This window comes from Saprospiraceae bacterium (assembly GCA_016709995.1).
In the GTDB taxonomy this organism is placed as follows: domain Bacteria; phylum Bacteroidota; class Bacteroidia; order Chitinophagales; family Saprospiraceae; genus JADJLQ01.
Genome location: JADJLQ010000002.1, coordinates 384,149 through 405,205 on the forward strand (window position 1 = coordinate 384,149; position 21,057 = coordinate 405,205).

Consider the following 21,057-nt stretch of genomic DNA (forward strand, 5'->3'; position numbering starts at 1 on the left):
TGATTGAGAAATTACGACTTTGGATAAAGAAATCTTTCAAAAAACTCCCAGGTACGGAGCATTTGATCGATCCGTTGCCGATTATTGCCACTTCGGGTGATCTCATGACTGGCTCCGGGATGGCGGACATATTCTACTGTTTTGCCCATGACTTTGAGGGACTTATACATTTGTTCACTTTGTATGACCCCTGTACGTAAGTCCTGTTCTCCATGAAATATCAGGTAGGGGGTGCGAATGTTTTGCACATAAGTGATCGGCGACTCCCGCTCAAGATTTTTGAGTGCCTCCGGTTGCCAGGGATAGCCTCCAAAATAATTGGGTACCAGTCTCCAGGCATTACCTTCACCAAAGAAAGTAGTCAGATCATACACTCCCCGCTGCGAACAAGCAGCTTTAAATCGCTGATCATGAGAGATGATCCAGGCTACCAGGTAGCCGGCATAAGAACCGCCGGTCACGGCAAGCCGGCCAGTATCTATTCCCCCTTTGGCCACTGCACCATCCAGAGCTTGGAGTACATCATCCGTAGGGCCTTTGCCCCAATCATTGATATTGGCTCGCATAAACTCCTCACCATAACCTCCGGATCCTCTTGGATTGCAGTAGACCACCGTATAGCCTTTGCCACAATAATATTGAAATTCATGCCACATACTGGCTTCTCCGGGACCCCACATGGCAGTAGGACCTCCATGGATGTCCAATATCGCAGGATATTTTTGGCCACTTTGATAGCCAATCGGTCTCATCACCCAATATTCAATAGTCTGTCCTTTTTCATTTTTAAAACTATACTTCTCAGGGTGACTAAGCTTTTTATCTGCCAGCCAGGCGGTGTTGAACTGGGTTAAAAGCTTAAGGACTTTCAGATTTTCATCGGCAGTATACAATTCCGAAGGGTTATGGATCGTGATTTTGGCAAAAGCAAAATGCCCATGATTCATATCGAAACTGCTGATGCCCTCATCATAGGAAGTCATCGGAGTAGACTGGTTGCGTTCAAGGTCTATTTTGAAGATTACCACCCCTCCATTGGAAGGAGAGGAGAGATAAATATTTTTTTCGTCTGAGGAAAAATGGATGTCGGAGATAGATCGGTCATGCTGGAGGACACGAATATCTTTTTCGGATCCATTGAGCGGTATGATGGACAATGCAGGGATACTGACGGTATTGGTTTTTGATTGAACAAATGCGATGGTCTTGCCACTGGGAGAGATGGTAGCCTGATTGTATGCTATACCTGGTGTACCCAGTATTTTATGCAATTGTTTGGTGGACAAATCGATGGTATATATTTCTGACTCCAGGCTTCGGTCCGGATGTTCTGTAGGATCGATATCAGATTGTACTAAGATTTTTGAAGAATGTGGAATAAACTGGGGGTTGGCGAAGGAATAGTATCCATCAGTCAGCCTAACCGGTTTTGCTTCAGGGCTGACTGCTACTGTAAACAGGTGGTTAAATGACAAATCATTGGAAGTGCCGGACTCTTGTTGAAATTGAAGTTTGGTGATGACCTTGGCTTTTTTATCTTTTTCATTGAGCGCGAGATAGGCCCTGATCTCTTCGAGACTGCCATTGGGATCAGCTTTGACATTATTTTGTTTTAAATAATCATTATTGATAAATCCAGCTTTCTCTGTAGGCCAGGCAGGCACAGATTTAGCCGGATTGAGCGTAGAGTCTATGCTGATCTCTGCCAGGGTGTAATTGCTGCTAAACAGAATGGATTTGCCATCAGGACTCCAGACAGGATTGGATGCACCATTTTTTTCATTAGTCAATTGCCAGGCTTCGCCTCCGGCCATAGGAAGGATAAAGATTTGGGGCTTACTATCCACGCTTCTTACGAAAGCTATGGACTGGCCATCTGGTGCCCAGGTGCCTCCAGTGGCCCCTTCTTTTTGAAAAGTCAGCTGCCTGGATGTCGATTGACCATCCCGCTCAGATACCCACAATTGTCGTTGATACTGATAATCCCATTTATCCTTAGTATCGGGTATGATCGATAAGACATTATATAGTATGTGAGCTCCATCCGGGGAGAATTGAACATTGGAGATGGTCTGGATTTTGGTAAGATCCGTAATCTGGATTTCTTTTTGGGCAGAAAGTATAGACAGCTGGAATAACAATACCAGGAGATATATGGTTTTCATCGGCAAAATTTAAGCAATGCAAATTACAACAAAGTATTTGACACTTGAACCTCCCTCATGAGCACGAAATCCTTAACAGTAAGCTGTATGCTTCGTTAAAAAACAAAAGGGAGTAGAATTGTTTCTGCCCCCTTTGATTTTTCAAAAAGTGACTATGATTATTTAATGAAACCTTTACCTTAATGCTGAAAGATCTCTCTCAGTTCGAGTGTGCCCTGATAGTTCAGATGAGGACAAGTCCTGGCAATGGCTACCGCTTCTGAGGCATCAGTCGCTTCGAACATAAAGTATCCGCCGATCTCTTCTCTCCCGGCAAACTTATCCTGAGCAGTGACCTCTATTCCTTTGCCTTCGCTACTGTTGAGTACCCAACCCTGGTCATGCAGGTGCTCACCACCTGCTATTCGATCTGCTTTGATCTTGGTGAGCCAGGCACCATATTCCTCGACTTGTTGCATAGGATCAGCCGGAGGTATATCATCATTGTGTACGAAGAGTACGAACTGTGCTTTGCCTTTGGTAGAAGCCATAAGGTCTTGGGAAGCAGTCTCTGATTTTTGGATTTGTTGAGAGGAAGTACCTGACTTACCTACTGCATATCCGGCAGCTAACAATCCAAGAGTAAGTATCAATAGTCCCAATATACCGGGTACAGATTTAGGGATTAGCGGAACTGGTGATTGAATCAAATTTTCGTTTTTCATTTTTGCAGTGATTTTAGAAATTAAATAATGAGGTACTTTATCACTTTGCGCATTGGATAGAAGCATTTTTTTTTCGGAAGTATTCAAAGGTGAATCCATAATATTATACGTTGTGGGTATTATATAGCAATCTAAAAGCCTTCCTAGCCTGGTGCAGTTGACTTTTACTGGTGCCGACTGCGATATCCAGCATGGAGGCGATCTCTTCATGTTTGTAGCCTTCGAGGTCATGCAACAATAGGATGGTTCGATATCCTTCGGGCAGCTTTTCGATGAGGGGCATCGTATCGTTGATTTGTTTTTCTTCGGTTTTCAAGCCTTCCACGATTTCTGGTTGAAGCGATGTTTTTAAAGTTTTGGTTCTATTTTCTTCTCTTGCCGAATTGATCACTATACCGATCAACCACGTGCGCAATGAAGATCGCCATTCAAATTTTTCAAGATTCATGACTGCTCTCATCCATGCGTTTTGAGTGATTTCCTCAGCTGCCAACAAGTCACCCGGACACAGTTTGCACGCCATGTTCCACATAGCTGAGGCATGTCGTTTGTACAGCAACCTAAAGGAGTATTCGTCCCTGGTATTGAGATACGCCATGACTAGAGCCTTGTCTATAATATTCATCTAAAGTGATCACTGGTTTTCCCCAGATTACGATGATACATAGATATCAGCATTTTATGGGAATTGTAGATTAGTGCAGGTGAAGGGAAAAAGGTTGTATCAGCCTGGTTGTTTTCGAATAAGCTTAGAAAGTCGATCTAAATCATGTGGTAAAAAATAGCTCCGATGCTGCCAACCTTAATCAGTATCTACCTTCACATCCTTGAACAGGAAGCTATTGTCACATAACCTCAACTTTTGTCCGCTGGCTATGGTCACATTCCGGAGTATGACTTCCCTGGTTCTGACGAAGGGATACTTCTCCTGGTAAGAATCGTCGGTCATCTGTGGATTGAAATCTGAAAAAATGGCTGGACCCTGATAATTTTCCGGATGATGGGAGTCATCGATATGAAGGGTTTCGATGGTGATCCGCTCCGGCATATAACAGGTATATCCAAAATCATGCTGGCCGGAATTGGAACTACTGATCAGGCTGGCGCTGGTGGAGCTGCCTCCGGAGGGCACGAAAACACAGTGGCGAATGATTAACTCTCCCTGCCAGGTACTACCATAATCGCTGCGTAGATTGATGAGGCTCCTACCGTATATCCTGCAATTCTCTACCGTTAAGATTCCGGTGCCTATGGCATTGATGCCCATATGTCCCAGTGTCGAATTGCGGATAGTGGCATTGGCTACCCCCATGTGGGCATCAAACCGGGACAAGATGCATTGGTCATAAAGAAGATTTTTGCAGTAGTTGGAACCCAGGATTCCCCAGTAGGTTTTGTCGTTGATATCATTGGTCTGGCTGCAGTTGACAAAGGATACGTTAAGAGCCCGATTGGCCAAAAGGTCGTAAGTGCCCATCGTGACGGGTTTCTCAGCTGAGCCTATGGTACTATATGTTTTATGTCCTGTCAGGATGGTGTTGTCAACCGTTACGTAAGCGCAGTCACGAATACTGATGAAACCACCATAGGGCGCGCCATGGTCTCCTTCGCCGGTGACGCGATGTTCCAGCCCGGACACATGGACATGGGAACGCCTGATCTCGATGTTTCGACTATAATAGGTGTACTTCGATGCTGCTCTGTTAGCGATAGTGATGAATCGTCCTCCGGAGAGATGGAGTGTCTTCTCGTCCATGGGCAGGGCCGTGATTTCCGTGATCTGGTCGAAGTCCCAGATGATCGGAGCATCCATATCCACCTGACCATTTTTATCGGCTACAAAAATGTCTGTTTGGGAAGATCCATTATTTTGGTTCAACCCAAAACGGATATAACGCTTTATACTGGTATCGGTGACCGTGACCAGGCAGGTTCCAGGCAAGGATGCGTTGATTTTGTCCTGATTTCTCCTGAGGGAGGTGATACCCTCCAGATTGAACGGTTTCAGACCGGAACTGACTTTGAAAACAGGTGAATTTCGGTTTTGGACTTCGGTATCGTCAATGATAAAAGTCGCCGTGCCAAAATCGGTGTCAGTCCGGATGACCGCTATGCGCTCTTTACCCCCAATGTAGTAGGTGGCCCCCTCATCAGATTTCACCATAAGGCCGTGCAGATTGGCGAAGGCATGGGTCGCAGCGATAGCATCTATATCATCGGTCTTTCCGTCGCCTTTGGCACCGAAGTCACTATATCGGACCCGTCCTGTATTTTTAAATTTGAGGACATTCTTTGGGGAAACATTTACCTGTAATCGTCCATTTTCATCTATAGATACCTGGGTTTTCTTTTTTTGAGATATAATCACTACCTCTTCCGGCGGGCTTTTGGTCTGTCCCCTGGTCAAGATTACAGTTGAAATAAAGAAGAAGGATAAGAGTAAATATTTCATCACGAGCATGTTTTAAAAGTAATCAATTTTGGGAAACTTGGTCTTTGGAGCGGAGGCGGAAATCATTTATCCAATATTGGTAAGAGAATTGTTCAACTTTTCATTTTTAGGCTGCTGAAAGTTGGAACCTGAATGTTCAATCCGAAAAAAGCCGATCCATAGTCAATCCAAGTTTTATAGAAATTGCAGATCAATTCAAGTCTATCGAAAATACTTGTATTACCCTATTTATTTTTTCCATAAATACAATAGCATTAAATTACCTGCATAATCATAACTACCGCTTCGTGAACCGAATAGATCGCCTCATGGGTATAGTGATTTTGCTCCAGTCTAAACACTTTAGAGTTACTTCCTACTGTTGGGCCATATATCTCAAGGTTTTAAAAGGTTATTTAGAGAAAGGCATTCAAGTGAAATATGAGGAACGGTATGATTGAGTAGATCATAGAATAATCGCGCTCCGGAAGCGGCAAAGCGGTCGTGCAGATATTCATCGATAGGTGTGATTTTTCCATAACTTCGTGGCAACCTCCTCTTCCAAGTTCCTCCCCACGCCCACCCCGGAATTTCCACCCAAAGTAAAATTTGTACTTACCCTTATTTTTTACGTAATTGCAGTAAAAATAAATCTATCAATGGATCGAATAAACCGCAGAAATCTACTCAAGGGCATCAGTGTTTTAGGGGGAAGTACTTTATTGCCTGGCACTACCACTGCTTTACACTCAATGATAAAAGATCCAAAAGAAGAGGTGTATACATCAGACAAACCCTTTAAGAAAAAATTTTCCTATTGTTTTAATTCCAGTACGATCCGGGGTCAAAAAATCGGTATCGAAAAAGAAGTCGAGCTGGTAGCCAAAGCAGGTTACGATGCCATCGAAGTGTGGGTGCCCGTATTGAACGAATATAAAAAAAGCGGTAAGTCGATCAAGGACCTCAGCAAAAAAATTAAAGACCTGGGCCTGAATGTCGCAGATGCGATAGGATTCGCCCAATGGATACATGAGGATGATACCATCAGGTCCAAAGCCCTGGAGCAAGTCAAAGAAGAAATGGATATGCTCGCAGAGATGGGTTGCCATCGCATTGCAGCACCACCTTCCGGGGCGACCAATGAGCCTGCTGCTTCGTATGATGCCGTTGCTGAACGTTTTCATACTTTGATAGAAATCGGGGTGCAGCATGCGGTCATCCCACAATTGGAATTATGGGGATTTTCTAAAACCCTGTACAATATGAGTCAACTGATGTACGTAGCTGCTCAATGTGGTCATCCACAAACCCGCTTGCTGACGGATGTATATCACTTATATAAAGGAGGTTCTAATCTCGATGCTCTAAAATTGGTAGGGCCTGAATCTATCGAAATATTTCACATGAATGATTACAAAGCATCTTCAGACCGGGCGACCATCACAGATGCCGACCGCATCTACCCCGGCGAAGGAGCCACTCCCATGTCAAAAATACTCAGGGATCTTGCCTTGCATCGGGATCATATCATCCTGTCTCTCGAATTATTCAACCCGGAATATTATAAACTGGATGCTGCCCCAGTGATCAATACCGGACTGGCAAAATTGAAGGCGACCGTGACCAATGCCATGGGGTAAACAGAAAAAGGTAAAGCAAACCACGTAGATTTATTGTACTAAATCTTATAATTGGTCAAATCTATATGGATTGGTTTTACCTTCCGCAGTGCACCAACAATATGCTGATATCACTCGGTGTAATGCCGCTTATCCTGCTGGCCTGACCGATGGTCCTTGGTTTGTGTTTAGACAGTTTTTCACGGGCTTCGGCGGATAGGGATTGTAAACCTTTGTAATTAAAATTATCGATGAGCCTCATTTCCTCCAGCCGGCTCATTTTATCTACCAGATCACGTTCGCGTTGCAAGTAACCTTCATATTTGATATCGATTTCGGCCATTTCAATAGACTCATCGGAATACACTGACAGCTGGTCCTTGAGATAGGGCACTTCATTTTTTAATGCCATCAGCGATATCTCAGGTCTTAATAATATGGTGTGTAGCTTGACCTTTTGAGTCAAAGGGGTACTACCAATAGAAGAGAGATAACCATTCATCTGATCAGGACTGACTGAGCCGGATTTGACGAAGGATTCGATGAGGCTCGCCTGTTGTTGTTTGATTTTTACTTTATCATAACGAAGATCACTGCCTGCCACGCCTAACTGATATGCGAGTGGGGTCAATCTCATGTCCGCATTGTCCTGGCGCAAGAGCATGCGATACTCCGCCCTAGAAGTAAACATGCGGTAGGGTTCATTGGTGCCTTTGTTGACGAGGTCATCGACCAGTACCCCGATATAAGCTTCTGATCTTTTGAGGATAAATGGATCTGCTTCATGGATAGCGAGGTGCGCATTCATGCCCGCGATCAGACCCTGGCAGGCTGCTTCTTCATATCCGGTGGTACCATTAATCTGTCCCGCAAAAAACAAGTTTTTTACCAGGTGCGTTTCTAAAGACAAGGACAATTGGGTAGGCGGAAAATAATCATATTCGATAGCATATCCGGGTCTGAACATTTTGGCGTGTTCAAATCCAGGGATCCTGGTAAGGGCTTTGTATTGTACCTCCTCGGGCAGGCTGGAAGAAAATCCATTGACATAGATTTCGCAGGTATCTCTGCCTTCGGGTTCTACAAAAAGCTGATGTCTTTCTTTATCCGCAAATCGATTGATCTTATCTTCAATTGAGGGACAATATCGCGGACCGAGGCCCTGGATACGACCGGAAAACATCGGGCTCTGATCAAATCCAGTCTTCAAAATCTCATGGACCTCCTGATTGGTATAAGTGATATGACAAGGCATTTGATCTACCAATCTGGGCGTATCTGAATAAGAAAATTTTCCGGCAGGCTGATCCCCTTCCTGCACCTCCATGCGCGTGTAGTCCAGGCTGCGACCATCCAGTCTCGGCGGAGTACCGGTCTTCATGCGACCACTCTCAAATCCCAGGGTGACGAGTTGTTCTGTGATACCGGTGGCTGCCTTCTCCCCTGCACGACCACCACCAAATTGTTTTTCACCGATATGGATGATGCCATTGAGAAAAGTACCATTGGTCAACACGACCGCCCTGGACTCGATCTCCATGCCCATAGATGTACGCACTCCGTGTATCCGACCATCTTTGACCAGGATACCACTACCCATATCTTGCCAGAAATCAATATTGGGATGACTTTCGAGCATAGTCCTCCATTTGCGGGCAAAAAGGTTGCGATCGCTCTGCGCTCTGGGGCTCCACATCGCCGGGCCTTTGGACCTATTCAGTATGCGAAACTGGACCATAGTATGATCTGTCACGATACCGCTGTAACCCCCCAGCGCATCGATCTCCCTGACGATCTGGCCTTTGGCTACGCCCCCCATGGCCGGATTACAGGACATCTGTGCAATGGTATGCATATTCATAGTCATCAGCAGGACTTTTGAGCCCAGGTTGGCCGCTGCTACTGCGGCTTCACAACCGGCATGACCGGCGCCGACTACTATGACATCGTAGGTAGGAAACATATTTGAGGGCGCAAAGATAGGAGAAAGTGGTCAGGATCCAGGACTTGCTTTAAAATCAAGAAATCATTTTTACTTTTTAGTGACCTGGAATAAAAAAATTGCTGCTCCGAAAATTCTTTCAGATACTCAATCAAAATTACTACATTGATTTTTAAATCTACCTAATTTGACCTTTATGCCCCAACGATTAATATTGATCAGTTTTAGTCTCTTTTTATTAAACGGCACTCCACTTTTTTCTCAAAATTCAAGCAATGCCATTTTACTAAAAGAAACAGAAGGAGTCGTCATTTCCGATATTATGGCGGATAAATCAGGTCAAATCTGGATGGCTACGGATAACAATGGCCTGATGCGATATGATGGTTATGAATTTAAAAAGTATAGCTATGATCCTTCCGATTCGACTTCAATCAAAGGAATTGGCATCATAAAATTGTATGAAGATGTGCAAAAAAAAATGTGGCTCAGCACCTTTGACGGAGAGCTGATAAGGTATGATCCTGTTGCAAAAAAATTTAAAAAATATAATTACCAATCACTGATAGGAAAAAAATATCTCGAGCCATATGTTCATATCGTGGATATCTGTACGATTGCTGATAAATTGCTTTTTGCGGTGGAGAGTAATGCCCCTTTGATTAAATCGATATTGGAGTATGATGTAAAAAATGACCGGTTTGAAATATTTGCTCCTGGCAGCAAACACCCTGATTACTCCTATAAATTTGAAAATAATACTGTAGGACATACACTTTTAATTGGGCAGGATGCGCAAATTTATGAATTGGAAACATCCAGGGATACCATTTGGAAGCTACCATACTGTGATCTCCAGCAGCTCTCTAATCAGACCTTGCTGGGTGATGGTAAGTATGATCATCAAAATAATTTTTGGATACTGGGTCACAACCCTGAGCTGTTTGAATTTAAGGATGTACATCAAGCCCCGACTAAAAAATATTCTTTCAAACATTTATTGCCTGCCGGACTAAAAGGTTTTTTACCGACCGCACTTGAGTTTGATCAGGATCAAAATATCTGGATCGGATCATTTCAGGGTTTGTTTTTTTTCAATAGGCAGACGGAACAATTTAAAAAAATCGATTTACCATTGGATTTAAATGGTACTCCTTACAAAATCCGTAAATTATATTTTGATACGTTCAATACACTGTGGATTGGCACTCAGACTGGATTGCTTAAGTATGAAAACAAACCTGTGTTTAATTCTTATTCAGGTAATTCTACTGATACGGCCCAATCTGTAAAAGGATATGTGGTCGGATTGCACCAATCTAAAACCGGAGCCGTGGTTATCTTTTCCTTTGAGGAGATAGAGAGTAATTATAAATTCTTTTTACGAACCTTAGACCAGGCTACCAATAAGATAAATCGCCTGTCTATAAGTGATATTTTACCTAAAGGAGCAAATGTCGTAGGAGAAGATGAAACAGGTGTAGATCTTTATAATATTGGTACTGATCTGGGAGTATATCAAATCAATATTAAAACAAAACAAATCAATAAAATCAACCTTCCCGGAGTTCCTGTTACTCATCCCGGAATCAGGCAATTTTTTAAAGATAAGAACGGTAATGAATGGCTAGGCAGTACTAATTATCTATATAAAAAATTGAAAGATGAAGATGCTTATAAGGTCATCGACCTGAGTACCCAACCCGGTGGCTCCGAACAGAGCAATAGTATGTTAGTGGAGAATGGTGGGCAGCACGGACTTTGGATACTCAGCGAAAACGGGCTTTTTTTATACGATTATATTACAGACAAAATTACCCGCCATGGGTATGATCCCAGGCCAGGTAAAAGCTTTATTGCCCAAACCATTAATTCTACCTTTTCTGAAGACAGCTCCAATGTAGTCTGGGTGGGTATCAAAGATGGAGGCTTAAATAGATATAACACAGCAACCGGTGAAATTAAAACATATACCACGCAGGATGGATTGCCAAATATGAATGTAAATAAGATATTGCACGATGATAAGAATAATGTATTGTGGCTAGGCACCGATGGCGGTATCAGCAGATTCAATATCAACTCAGAAAAATTTACCAATTATTCCGCTGGAGATGGTATTAATGGCAGGATATTCTTCAGTGGTCTAAAAACTCAGGATGGGCAGATGTTTATCGGTGGCGACGCCTTGATCCGGTTCAATCCGGATGATATAAAATCCGGATCTATCCCTCCCATTGTATCCATCACAGATGTCAAGGTAAGCAATAGGTCGATAGCAACCTCCCTTGATTCTCTTACAATTAATACTATCCTTGAGCTAAAATACAATCAAAATAATATCAGCATAGACTATCTGGGAGTACACTATACTGACCCTCAAAAAAATAAATTTTCCTACATACTGGAGGGATTCGATGCAGAATGGAATGACATACCCAATCAGCATACTGCGTATTATACCAATCTTCCTACCGGCGACTATACATTCAAAGTAAAAGCTGCCAACAGCAATGGTGAATGGAATGAAGCAGGGGCAGGCATAAAAATTATTATTTTGCCTCCATGGTGGCGTACCAAGATGGCTTATCTGATGTATGTATTAGGTCTGCTAGGTTTAGCCAAACTGGGAAATCAATATTACAAACAGTATGTGCTGAGGCAGGAGCGTGCCCGCTCTCAATTCAAAGAATTAGCACAAGCAAGGGAAATAGAAAAAGCCTATAAAGATTTAGAAATATCGCATAAAAGTTTACAAACCACCCAAGCCCAACTCATTCAATCAGAGAAAATGGCCAGTCTTGGAGAACTCACAGCAGGCATAGCCCATGAAATACAAAACCCATTAAATTTCGTAAATAATTTCGCAGAACTTAATACAGAATTAGTCAAAGAAATAGATGAACAATTGGCCATTGGCAATGAGCAATATGCAAAAGGCAATCCACAACAGGCTATCGCTCACTTACAACAAGCAAAAGATCTGATCAAGGACATAAAAGCCAACTCAGATAAAATAAACCACCATGGAAAACGTGCCGAAAGCATCGTCAAAGGGATGCTGGAGCATTCAAGAACCAGTACCGGGCAAAAAGAATGGACCGACATCAACGCCTTAGCTGCTGAATATTTAAGACTTTCGTACCAGGGTTTGAGAGCCAAGAGTAACAATTTTAACTCTGAAATAATCACCGATTTTGAACCCAACCTGCCAAAGGTTCAAGTAGTGTCGCAGGATATCGGGCGCGTATTGCTTAATTTAATAAATAACGGATTTCAAGCGATCAATGAAAAGATAAAATCTGGAGTGAAGGATTACAAACCAGCCCTGACGGTGTCGACGAAAATGCAATTTAATAAAATTGTAATATCTATAAAAGACAATGGTCCCGGTATCCCTGAAGACATCAGAGACAAAATCTTTCAACCATTTTTTACAACCAAACCGACGGGTCAGGGAACGGGCCTGGGATTAAGCTTAGCTTATGATATTGTAACGAAAGGGCATGGAGGATCCATTGAGTGTGCAAGCGTAGAAGGAGAGCGGACGGAGTTTATAATTACCTTTCCCATTCAATCTATATAAAATGAAATTTGTCGCCTTATTTCTTTTCTTTTTATTGTCTTTACAGGTAATTCTACTCAAGGGACAGGTAGCTCAAAACAATCTTTATTTAAATAACGAAATAAAGTTTGAACGGTTAGCCATCGAAAATGGGCTTTCCAATAATATAGCTTTTGGCCTGACGCAAGACAGAAAAGGCTTTATGTGGTTTGCTACCCTGGATGCGTTGATTAAATATGACGGCTATACGCTCACCCGATATCAAAATAATCCAAAAGATACCAACAGCCTTGGCGATAACATTGTGATGTCGGTGTATGAAGATCACACCGGCCTGATATGGGTAGGTACAGCCGGAGGTGGAGGTGTTAATTCATTTGACCCGCAGACTGGCGTGTGGAATCGATATCCACACGACCCCAAAAATACCAATAGTATGGGTAAGGGCTCCATAGAAGGAATTGCTGAAGATCGTAGCGGTATGCTTTGGTTTGGAAGTACGGATGGCCTTACCCGTTACAATCCAAAAACAAACCGGTTTACCGTGTTTGAAAATAACCCAATGGATCAGTATAGTTTAAGTAATAACAGGGTTTATTCAATAGTGGAAGATAGAGCAGGGATGCTTTGGATAGGAACAAATGCAGGTGTAAATCTTTTCGATCCAATACAAGAGCGCTTCTACCTGGTCGGAGGAGATTTTAATGATTCTTCGAGGCTTAATATTAGCTTGGTTCATCATATTTATCAAGATAAGCAAGGCCTTCTGTGGCTAAGTTCATTTGGGAATGGCCTGTTTGTAATAGATCCTGAATCAAAAAAATGCGTAGCATATTATCATCACGATCCAAATGATCCGAATAGTATTGGCAATGATGTTTTGTTTGCTGTCACACAGGACTTGACTGGCAGCTATTGGGTTTCGACCGAAGCAGGCTTGTACCATTTTAATCCGCAAACCAAGGTTTTTACGCTTTACGAGAATAAAAGTTATCTGCCTAAAACTGAAACAAAAGGTCATATAATCAAGACAGATAGTGCTGGCTTAGTGTGGATTGGCACAGTAGGAAGAGGGATTATTTATTTTTCACCTCAGCCAAGAAAATTTAAGCGTTACCTGAATGATGAAGCAAGTATGTTATTTGGGCCTGGCAGCAACAGAATAAAATCAATTTTTAAATCAGCCGATGGCCAGCCTTATGTAGCCACCAGTCAAAACCTTTTAAAATTTAATCCGGATAAAGATGAATTTGAAGAAGTATGGCAATTAAAAAACATAAAGAAAAATAATGAAAGCTTTGTTTTAACAACAGCCTGTGAGGAACGACCAGGCATTTTTTGGTTAGGTACAGATCAGGCCGGAATTATACAATATGATTCATATACACACAAAGTAACCTTTCTGCAACATAATTCTTTGGACACCGGAAGTCTGGCCAATAATGGGGTTAATGTACTTTACAAAGATAAAAGCGGCAGATTGTGGATAGGGACGGATGAAGGTTATTTGCAATGGTACGATATTGCCACAAAAAAAATTATTACCTATAATTATCGTTCTAAAGATGAAGAAGCGCCATTGAATGCGGGTATCCGGTTTATTTACGAAGACAGCAATGACGATCTATGGATAGGCATCCAGGCATTTCATTTGGCTTTGGGTGGAAATGGTCTATACCACATCAATTTGAAAACCGGCAAAATTGATCATTTCAAACATCAGCCTGGTGCTTTGGGCAGCCTAAGCAATAATAGTGTCACCTGTTTCTATGAAGACCGAAAAGGCATTTTCTGGATAGGAACATACGGAGGAGGGTTGAATAGACTCGATTCATCATCCGGAAAATTTACGATTTATACCAAAGAAAATGGTTTGCTATCAAATACTGTACAGGGACTTGCCGGAGACGAAGAAGGCAATCTGTGGATAATGGCAGATGAGGGTATTACCCGTTTCAACGGTACTTTAATGCGCACTAAACAGTTTGGAAGCACGGATGGATTAGCAACTTCCGCCATAGGTGTGGAGTCAGATGATTATAATGCCTATCTCAGCATGGAAGGCACGGATGGCATCATTTATTTTGGGAGTAACAATGGTCACAATGGATTGATTGCATTTCAACCTGGTTCGATTCAGGAAAACAAATTTCAGCCTCCTGTAGTCATTACTCAATTCAAAATCTTTGATAAGAACTATCCAGTCATTGGTGAAGAGTTCTCTCTCTCCTACCGTCAGAATTTCTTTGACATTGAGTTCGCTGCATTGAGCTACCGCGCTTCCGGAAAAAATGAGTACAGGTATAAACTGGAGGGGGTAGACAATGATTGGGTAGACAAAGGCACTGGGCGAATAGCTCATTACACAAAAGTACCACCCGGCAAATATACTTTTCGCGTTAAGGGTTCTAACAATGATGGCGCTTGGAGTACACAAGATGCGGTTTTAACCATTATCGTACATCCACCCTGGTGGCTAACCTGGTGGGCTTATACATCATACGGACTCCTGATCATTGGCAGTATTTGGGCATTCGTTTTTTACCGTTCACGCAATTTACTAGAACAAAAAAGGTTTTTGGAAAAACAAGTAGCTTCAAGAACAGCAGAAGTGGTGCATCAGAAAGAGGCACTGCAAAACACATTAGAAGATCTAAAAGCAACCCAAAATCAACTCATCCAGTCCGAAAAAATGGCTTCGCTTGGTGAATTGACGGCTGGCATCGCTCATGAAATACAAAACCCATTAAACTTCGTGAATAATTTCTCTGAACTAAATGCAGAATTAGTCAAAGAAATAGATGAACAATTGGCCATTGGCAATGAGCAATATGCAAAAGGCAATCCACAGCACGCCATTATTCATTTGCAACAAGCAAAAGACCTGATCAATGACATAAAAGCAAACTCAGACAAAATAAACCATCATGGAAAACGTGCCGAAAGCATCGTAAAGGGGATGCTCGAACATTCAAGAACCAGTACCGGGAAAAAGGAATGGACCGACATCAATGCCTTAGCTGCTGAATATGTAAGACTTTCGTACCAGGGTTTGAGAGCCAAGAGTAATAATTTTAATTCTGAAATAATCACCGATTTCGACCCCAATCTGCCAAAGGTTCAAGTAGTGTCGCAGGATATCGGGCGCGTATTGCTTAATTTAATAAATAATGGATTTCAGGCGATCAATGAAAAGATAAAATCTGGAGTGAAGGATTACAAACCAGCCCTGACGGTGTCGACGAAAATGCAATTCAATAAAATTTTAATATCTATAAAAGACAACGGTCCCGGTATCCCTGAAGACATCAGAGACAAAATCTTTCAACCATTTTTTACGACAAAACCGACAGGCCAGGGAACCGGTCTGGGACTGAGCCTGGCCTATGACATTGTGAAAGCACATGGAGGCATGATACAAGTTAATACAAACTATCATCCTTTGGTAGCAACCCCCAATGAGACAAATAAGGTATATCAGCCAGAGACCAGCACTGAGTTTATTATCAGCTTAAAGGTCGATGGTCAGGATCAATTAAGTTAGCCCCATGAAAAATATCTATATTGTCAATAAATAGATTCGCAGATTATATATGGTCAATAAGCCTATCACTATCAAGGTCATTGCTGAAAAACTGAATATCTCCATTTCAGCCGTCTCTAAAGCCCTGCACGATGATCCCAGTATAGGATTGAGAACTAAGATGCGGGTCAAAGAACTCGCCAAAGAACTCAATTATGAGCCCAATCAGATAGCTATCGACCTTCAAAAAGGCAAGACGAATACCATTGGAGTAATCCTACCTCATTTGTCAGAAGCCTTTTTCCCCGAATTGATCAGTGGTATAGAGCAAGTGGCCAGTGAAAATAATTATGTGGTATTGTTTGGTCAATCCAATGAAGATCCTGAAAAGGAAAAAAACCTTCTTGAATCGATGAAAAGACACCGGGTAGATGGCATCATCATGTCCTTGTCTAAAAACACCTTTACTTACGATCATATGCAAAAACTCAAAGACATCGTGCCCATGGTTTTTGTAGATCGTATCCCGGACATGAAAGAGATACACTACGTAGCGTGCAATATGGTCTCCGGTACGATACAATTGGTCAATTATTTATTTGAAAAAAACAACAAAGTAATCGGCTTGATCAATGGCCCGGAAAAGCTCTTTGTATCCAGAGAGCGTTTGGATGGGTACCGACAAGCACTGGAAAAACAAAGGCTAAAATACGATCCGCACCTGGTCATCAACTGTGATCTTTCTCAAGAAGGGATATTACAAGCCACACAAAAATTATTGGCATACAAGCGTAAAGTGACTGCCATCATTGGCTTTCATGATACTGCTGCTATGAATATCATTCAATACCTTAAGAGCATTAAAAAGGACAAACAATATATGGTGGTCGGTTATGCCAATTTTCCAATGACGGCTCACTCAATATACAAACCAGCTGCCACAGTAGAACAATACCCTTTTTTACAAGGTCAAAAATCGATGTCCATCCTTTTGGAAATCATAAACAATAAAACCAATAATGAAAATAACTCCACCGCCCATTATAAATTGATCCTGGATTCTAACTTGGTGATATTGAAGTAACTTGATGCATAATAGTACCACTTGAAGGCGGGATGCTATAAAAGAAATATAAAGAACAATATAAAATGGCAGATTATTTTTTGTGGAATGGCAGTTCAGAGATCTATTCAAATGGATCCATTCACTTGTATTGGTATGCTGCTTTAATCATCCTGGCTTTTATACTGGTACTACTCGTCATAAAATCATTGACTTTAAAACAGGCAAATCCAGATAAACTGACTTCCAAGGTAGAGTACCTGGTGCTGGGCGTAGTATTTGTCGCACTTTGTGTGGCGAGATGGGGGGATAATATCTTTTACGCTAAAAAGAATGTGAGCCAGGACCTATTGTCCAAAATATTTCCGGTCACCCTCAAGCCTTCTTTGAGTTTTGTGGGTCCGCATCATCTTTCATTGCCATTGGGTATATTGGGCCTCGTCGTCGGGGTATGGTTGTTTAATAGATTCGTATTGAAAGACAGTGACTTTTATAGTGGTCAACAAATACACTGATGTACGCATCGTTTTTAAGCTCGTATAACTTTCCCAATATTGCATGATGATATTGTAAAATTCATTTATTGATTGAGCGTCCCCAAAATATAAGATAGTATGGATTTGTCATTCTGACCGACCATGAGCACACTTTGCCCTTCAAGTTTGATGAATAATAATTGGCGAGTGTCGTCCTTGAGATTTAAACCACTGACTGATTGAGGCAGATAACTAAAGTTGCCGCGACCATCATTGAGAAAGACAAAACCTTTGTTAGCATCTGCTCGTCCCATCCGCACCCTTACTTTGGTCTCATTTCCTGCCAGGATTATATCAAGATCACCATCCTGATCAAGATCTTCACTGACCAGGGTATACACCGGAGCGAATTGGGCTTGTATGGGCAATGGTTTACGCACAAACGATGACCCCTTGTTCTCCAGATAAAGTGTTGATAAAATTTGGGCTTTTAAAGTAGTCGTGTCTCGTAATTCATCTGGTGTAAATATATCTTTCAAAGTAGCCGTCGCGTAAGAGTTATAATCTAGAAAACGGTTTCTCAAAAAACCTACTTGTCCCAGGGCTTCGTCCCGACTGGCATAAGGATAAGATATACCATCTATAAAATAACTAAGGAAAGGATCTACCTGACCGTTTCCATCAAAATCTTTGTATACCAACGTAATCGGATGATCTGCAGATACTTTATATTGATTATTTTCTCCTGCATTGCCCACGATAAGATCGATGTCACCATCCTGGTCATAATCTTCGCCGGTGATTACATTCCACCAGCCCGATGTATTCTCGCCCAACCAATCCCTGCTTTTATCTACCAGCTTGCCATGCTCATTGATCATGATTTTGATGCTCATCCACTCACCAACTACGATAAGATCCATCGCTCCATCTTTGTTGAGGTCCATGGCTAAGGCATCGGTGATCATACCTGCATGCTCCAAATCATCTGCTACGGATGCAATCTGATTGGTAAATACTCCCTGTCCATCGTTGATTAGAAATTGACTGGGCGGGGCCATAGGATATTGTCCAGGTAGCATTCGATTTCCTATGAAAAGATCTGTATCACCATCTCCATCCACATCAAGCGGCACTGCTACAGCACCACAATATGTTTCCTTTGGAATGTTATTAGGTGCTTTGGTAAAATTGCCTTTGCCATCATTTAAATAAAGTCTGTCCTGGAACTGATCCGGTAGGGTGGTTAGATAAGCTCCTGACACTACATACAGATCCATGTCACCATCCATGTCCGCATCAAAAAAGCAAGCATTCTCGTCCTGGCTTGCCTTATCAGATTCAAACAATGCAACATTACTGGGTTTGAAACCACCCTGCATATTCTGAATAAACAAGCTGCTGCTTTGACCGGCAGGACCGCAGATAAATAAATCCTGTAACCCATCCTTATTGACATCTGTTGATTTCATTTTAGGCCCGCTGTAAGAATACATACGAGGTAATAGAAGCTGTTGTTTAAAATCATTGACCTGGGCGGGATGATGACTCCAGTTCAGAACCGGGTGAGGAGAAAATAATGACAAAGAAGGGGTTGGCACAGTCAAAGTCGGTATAGCATCTTTATATGCCGGCGTGATCATCGTCTGTACAGGTATATTGTGATACATCTGATATTGGTGATCCGGCCAAATCACTTTTACTGAATCAATGATGAGGTCAGTTCCTACCCCTATCGATATCGGCCCATACATCGATGATTGGAATCCTCTGCAAGGGGAGAACTCATACAATTGGGTCATGTCCCTGGTAAAGCATTTTACCTGCGTACCTTCAATTGGCAGGCCAGGATTGTTCGAAGCTAAATCTATCCGCAAAAAATTTGCTGTTTTTTGTTCTACTGCGTTATTCTTGTAAATAAACGATTTTTGATTCATCGCATTGATTACAAGATCCGGATCACCATCATTATCCAGGTCGGCATAAGCGGCACCGTTCGATTTAAATTTTCTGGCTGCTCCCCATGTTTGAGTAAAATCGCTAAAGCTAAGGGCAGCTTGTCCTGTGGAGTCAGGCCCGCTCCTTCCATTATTTTTAAATAAAAAATTGCCTTCTTCAATGGAGGGAATATTGTTCAAAATCAGGTTCATATCCGGGGCTACACCGGTTTGTTGGCTTTTTATTTTTGCATCTACTGTAAATTTCAAAAATTGCATATTGGTAAAGTCCTTTTCATAACCATTGCTGACATATAAATCTTTATAGCCGTCGCCATCAAAATCTGCAAACAGTGAAGCCCAGCTCCAATCAGTATTGGACACACCAGCCAGTTGTCCGATCTCAGAAAAGGTCCCGTCACCATTATTGAGCTGTAACATATTGCGCATGGTCTGATGGTGTAGTCCTACCCGATCCAGCACTTCATTTTTATCATAATTGTCATCACCGGTAGCTAGTTTTATTCGCTCATTGGAGTGAGGCATCATATCCAAAGTGATAATATCGGGTAATAAATCATTATTAATATCTGCGATGTCCGAACCCATAGAAAACAATGATGTATGTCCTGTAGCTTCCTTTATTACATTTTTAAATCTACCATTTTGGGTATTGATGTACAGATAGTCCTGTTCATTAAAATCATTAGATACATACATATCGAGCCAGCCATCCTGATTGAGATCTGATATCGCCAAACCCAGCCCAAAACTCAATACATTATTCACTATACCAGCTTCGTCAGATACATTTTTAAAATACCCATTCTCGTTTTTATACAACCGTGGTGAAAAATTATTTCCTTTAGTAATAAGGTGCTGCGTGAGGTAAGAAAACTTTGAATACTCTGGTAGAGAATGATTGATAATAAAAGCATCCTCATCACCATCTCTGTCGTAATCAAAAAAAGCTGCTTGAGTGCTATAGCCCATATCAGCCAACCCATATTTTGCTCCCTGCTCAGAAAATGTAAGATCCTGATTATTGATGAATAATAGATTTTTTCTAAGCGAGGTATCACTCATAGCAGATCTGCATACATATAAATCTAGCCAACCATCCCTATTTATGTCTACTACAGTGACACCGGTTTTCCATCCTTCGGTACATGCCACGCCCGCTTTTTGAGTAATATCTTCAAATTGCAGGTTTCCTTTATTCAAATAGAGCTTATTCTCTACCATATTTCCGGTAAAATAAATATCTTGTAAAGAGTCATTATTAATATCCATCAAGGCTACCCCACCTCCATTGAAAAAATAGGAATAGTTGAGCACGTTGTTTTCCCCTTCCTGCACCACTGAGTTTTCAAAATGTATTCCTGATTCTAATGAGGAGACTTCAGTAAATATGGGTGATTCCGCTATCCGTGCATGTATATTATTATTTTCTTTGCAAGAATGATTTAAAAGACATAGTATCACTATCCATCCCAAAAGATCAACGCTGGTCAAACTAATTTTCATTAAAAACAAAGATATAAGATGAAAAATTGGAAATACAATAACATTATAACCTTTTGCCAAGAAATCGTAACAAAAAGAAGTATAATGAAAGCCTTTCAATTTATA

11 protein-coding genes are annotated in these 21,057 nt (G+C 41.7%); 5 read left to right on the top strand and 6 right to left on the bottom strand.

What is annotated here, in order from left to right; translation table 11 throughout:
• Positions 1 to 11: 11 nt before the first annotated feature.
• From IPJ09_16095 to IPJ09_16110, 4 genes are all read right to left on the bottom strand, one after another.
• Positions 12 to 2,165: a S9 family peptidase gene (locus tag IPJ09_16095; GenBank protein ID MBK7372928.1), complete on the bottom strand. Its 2,154-nt coding sequence runs from the start codon at positions 2,163 to 2,165 to the stop codon at positions 12 to 14.
• Positions 2,166 to 2,344: 179 nt separating this feature from the next.
• The gene (locus IPJ09_16100) at positions 2,345 to 2,869 is read right to left on the bottom strand and encodes a hypothetical protein (protein MBK7372929.1); all 525 of its coding nucleotides are present in this window, start codon (positions 2,867 to 2,869) and stop codon (positions 2,345 to 2,347) included.
• 103 nt (positions 2,870 to 2,972) lie between these two features.
• Complete coding sequence (locus IPJ09_16105) at positions 2,973 to 3,494, bottom strand: RNA polymerase sigma factor (GenBank protein ID MBK7372930.1); 522 nt, start codon at positions 3,492 to 3,494, stop codon at positions 2,973 to 2,975.
• A gap of 177 nt (positions 3,495 to 3,671) precedes the next feature.
• On the bottom strand, positions 3,672 to 5,321 hold the full coding sequence (locus IPJ09_16110) for a hypothetical protein (GenBank protein MBK7372931.1): 1,650 nt from the start codon (positions 5,319 to 5,321) through the stop codon (positions 3,672 to 3,674).
• A 638-nt stretch (positions 5,322 to 5,959) separates the two neighbouring features.
• Between IPJ09_16110 and IPJ09_16115 the strand changes: the two genes are divergently transcribed.
• Positions 5,960 to 6,940, top strand: a complete 981-nt coding sequence (locus IPJ09_16115) for a sugar phosphate isomerase/epimerase (GenBank protein ID MBK7372932.1) — start codon at positions 5,960 to 5,962, stop codon at positions 6,938 to 6,940.
• A 76-nt stretch (positions 6,941 to 7,016) separates the two neighbouring features.
• On the opposite strand, the gene mnmG is transcribed toward IPJ09_16115, so the two are convergent.
• Positions 7,017 to 8,882 carry a tRNA uridine-5-carboxymethylaminomethyl(34) synthesis enzyme MnmG gene (gene mnmG / locus IPJ09_16120; protein MBK7372933.1) on the bottom strand — a complete coding sequence of 622 codons (1,866 nt, stop codon included), beginning with the start codon at positions 8,880 to 8,882 and terminating at the stop codon, positions 7,017 to 7,019.
• A 175-nt stretch (positions 8,883 to 9,057) separates the two neighbouring features.
• On the opposite strand from mnmG, the gene IPJ09_16125 reads away from it, so the two are divergent.
• From IPJ09_16125 to IPJ09_16140, 4 genes are all read left to right on the top strand, one after another.
• Positions 9,058 to 12,447 carry a hypothetical protein gene (locus IPJ09_16125; protein MBK7372934.1) on the top strand — a complete coding sequence of 1,130 codons (3,390 nt, stop codon included), beginning with the start codon at positions 9,058 to 9,060 and terminating at the stop codon, positions 12,445 to 12,447.
• A gap of 1 nt (position 12,448) precedes the next feature.
• The gene (locus IPJ09_16130) at positions 12,449 to 15,970 is read left to right on the top strand and encodes a hypothetical protein (protein ID MBK7372935.1); all 3,522 of its coding nucleotides are present in this window, start codon (positions 12,449 to 12,451) and stop codon (positions 15,968 to 15,970) included.
• A 49-nt stretch (positions 15,971 to 16,019) separates the two neighbouring features.
• Entirely contained in the window at positions 16,020 to 17,033 is a 1,014-nt protein-coding gene (locus IPJ09_16135) for a LacI family DNA-binding transcriptional regulator (GenBank protein ID MBK7372936.1), read from the top strand.
• 65 nt (positions 17,034 to 17,098) lie between these two features.
• Positions 17,099 to 17,527: a prolipoprotein diacylglyceryl transferase gene (locus IPJ09_16140; GenBank protein ID MBK7372937.1), complete on the top strand. Its 429-nt coding sequence runs from the start codon at positions 17,099 to 17,101 to the stop codon at positions 17,525 to 17,527.
• A gap of 65 nt (positions 17,528 to 17,592) precedes the next feature.
• Here the strand turns inward: IPJ09_16140 and IPJ09_16145 are convergent, their stop codons facing one another.
• Positions 17,593 to 20,952, bottom strand: a complete 3,360-nt coding sequence (locus IPJ09_16145; protein MBK7372938.1) for a VCBS repeat-containing protein — start codon at positions 20,950 to 20,952, stop codon at positions 17,593 to 17,595.
• Between the last annotated feature and the right edge of the window lie 105 nt (positions 20,953 to 21,057).

Excerpts from the sequence above, each read along its gene's own strand:
- IPJ09_16095 (MBK7372928.1), bottom strand. The coding sequence starts at position 2,165 with ATGAAAACCATATATCTCCTGGTATTGTTATTCCAGCTGTCTATACTT.
- IPJ09_16100 (MBK7372929.1), bottom strand. The coding sequence starts at position 2,869 with ATGAAAAACGAAAATTTGATTCAATCACCAGTTCCGCTAATCCCTAAA.
- IPJ09_16105 (MBK7372930.1), bottom strand. The coding sequence starts at position 3,494 with ATGAATATTATAGACAAGGCTCTAGTCATGGCGTATCTCAATACCAGG.
- IPJ09_16110 (MBK7372931.1), bottom strand. The coding sequence starts at position 5,321 with ATGAAATATTTACTCTTATCCTTCTTCTTTATTTCAACTGTAATCTTG.
- IPJ09_16115 (MBK7372932.1), top strand. The coding sequence starts at position 5,960 with ATGGATCGAATAAACCGCAGAAATCTACTCAAGGGCATCAGTGTTTTA.
- mnmG (MBK7372933.1), bottom strand. The coding sequence starts at position 8,882 with ATGTTTCCTACCTACGATGTCATAGTAGTCGGCGCCGGTCATGCCGGT.
- IPJ09_16125 (MBK7372934.1), top strand. The coding sequence starts at position 9,058 with ATGCCCCAACGATTAATATTGATCAGTTTTAGTCTCTTTTTATTAAAC.
- IPJ09_16130 (MBK7372935.1), top strand. The coding sequence starts at position 12,449 with ATGAAATTTGTCGCCTTATTTCTTTTCTTTTTATTGTCTTTACAGGTA.
- IPJ09_16135 (MBK7372936.1), top strand. The coding sequence starts at position 16,020 with ATGGTCAATAAGCCTATCACTATCAAGGTCATTGCTGAAAAACTGAAT.
- IPJ09_16140 (MBK7372937.1), top strand. The coding sequence starts at position 17,099 with ATGGCAGATTATTTTTTGTGGAATGGCAGTTCAGAGATCTATTCAAAT.
- IPJ09_16145 (MBK7372938.1), bottom strand. The coding sequence starts at position 20,952 with ATGAAAATTAGTTTGACCAGCGTTGATCTTTTGGGATGGATAGTGATA.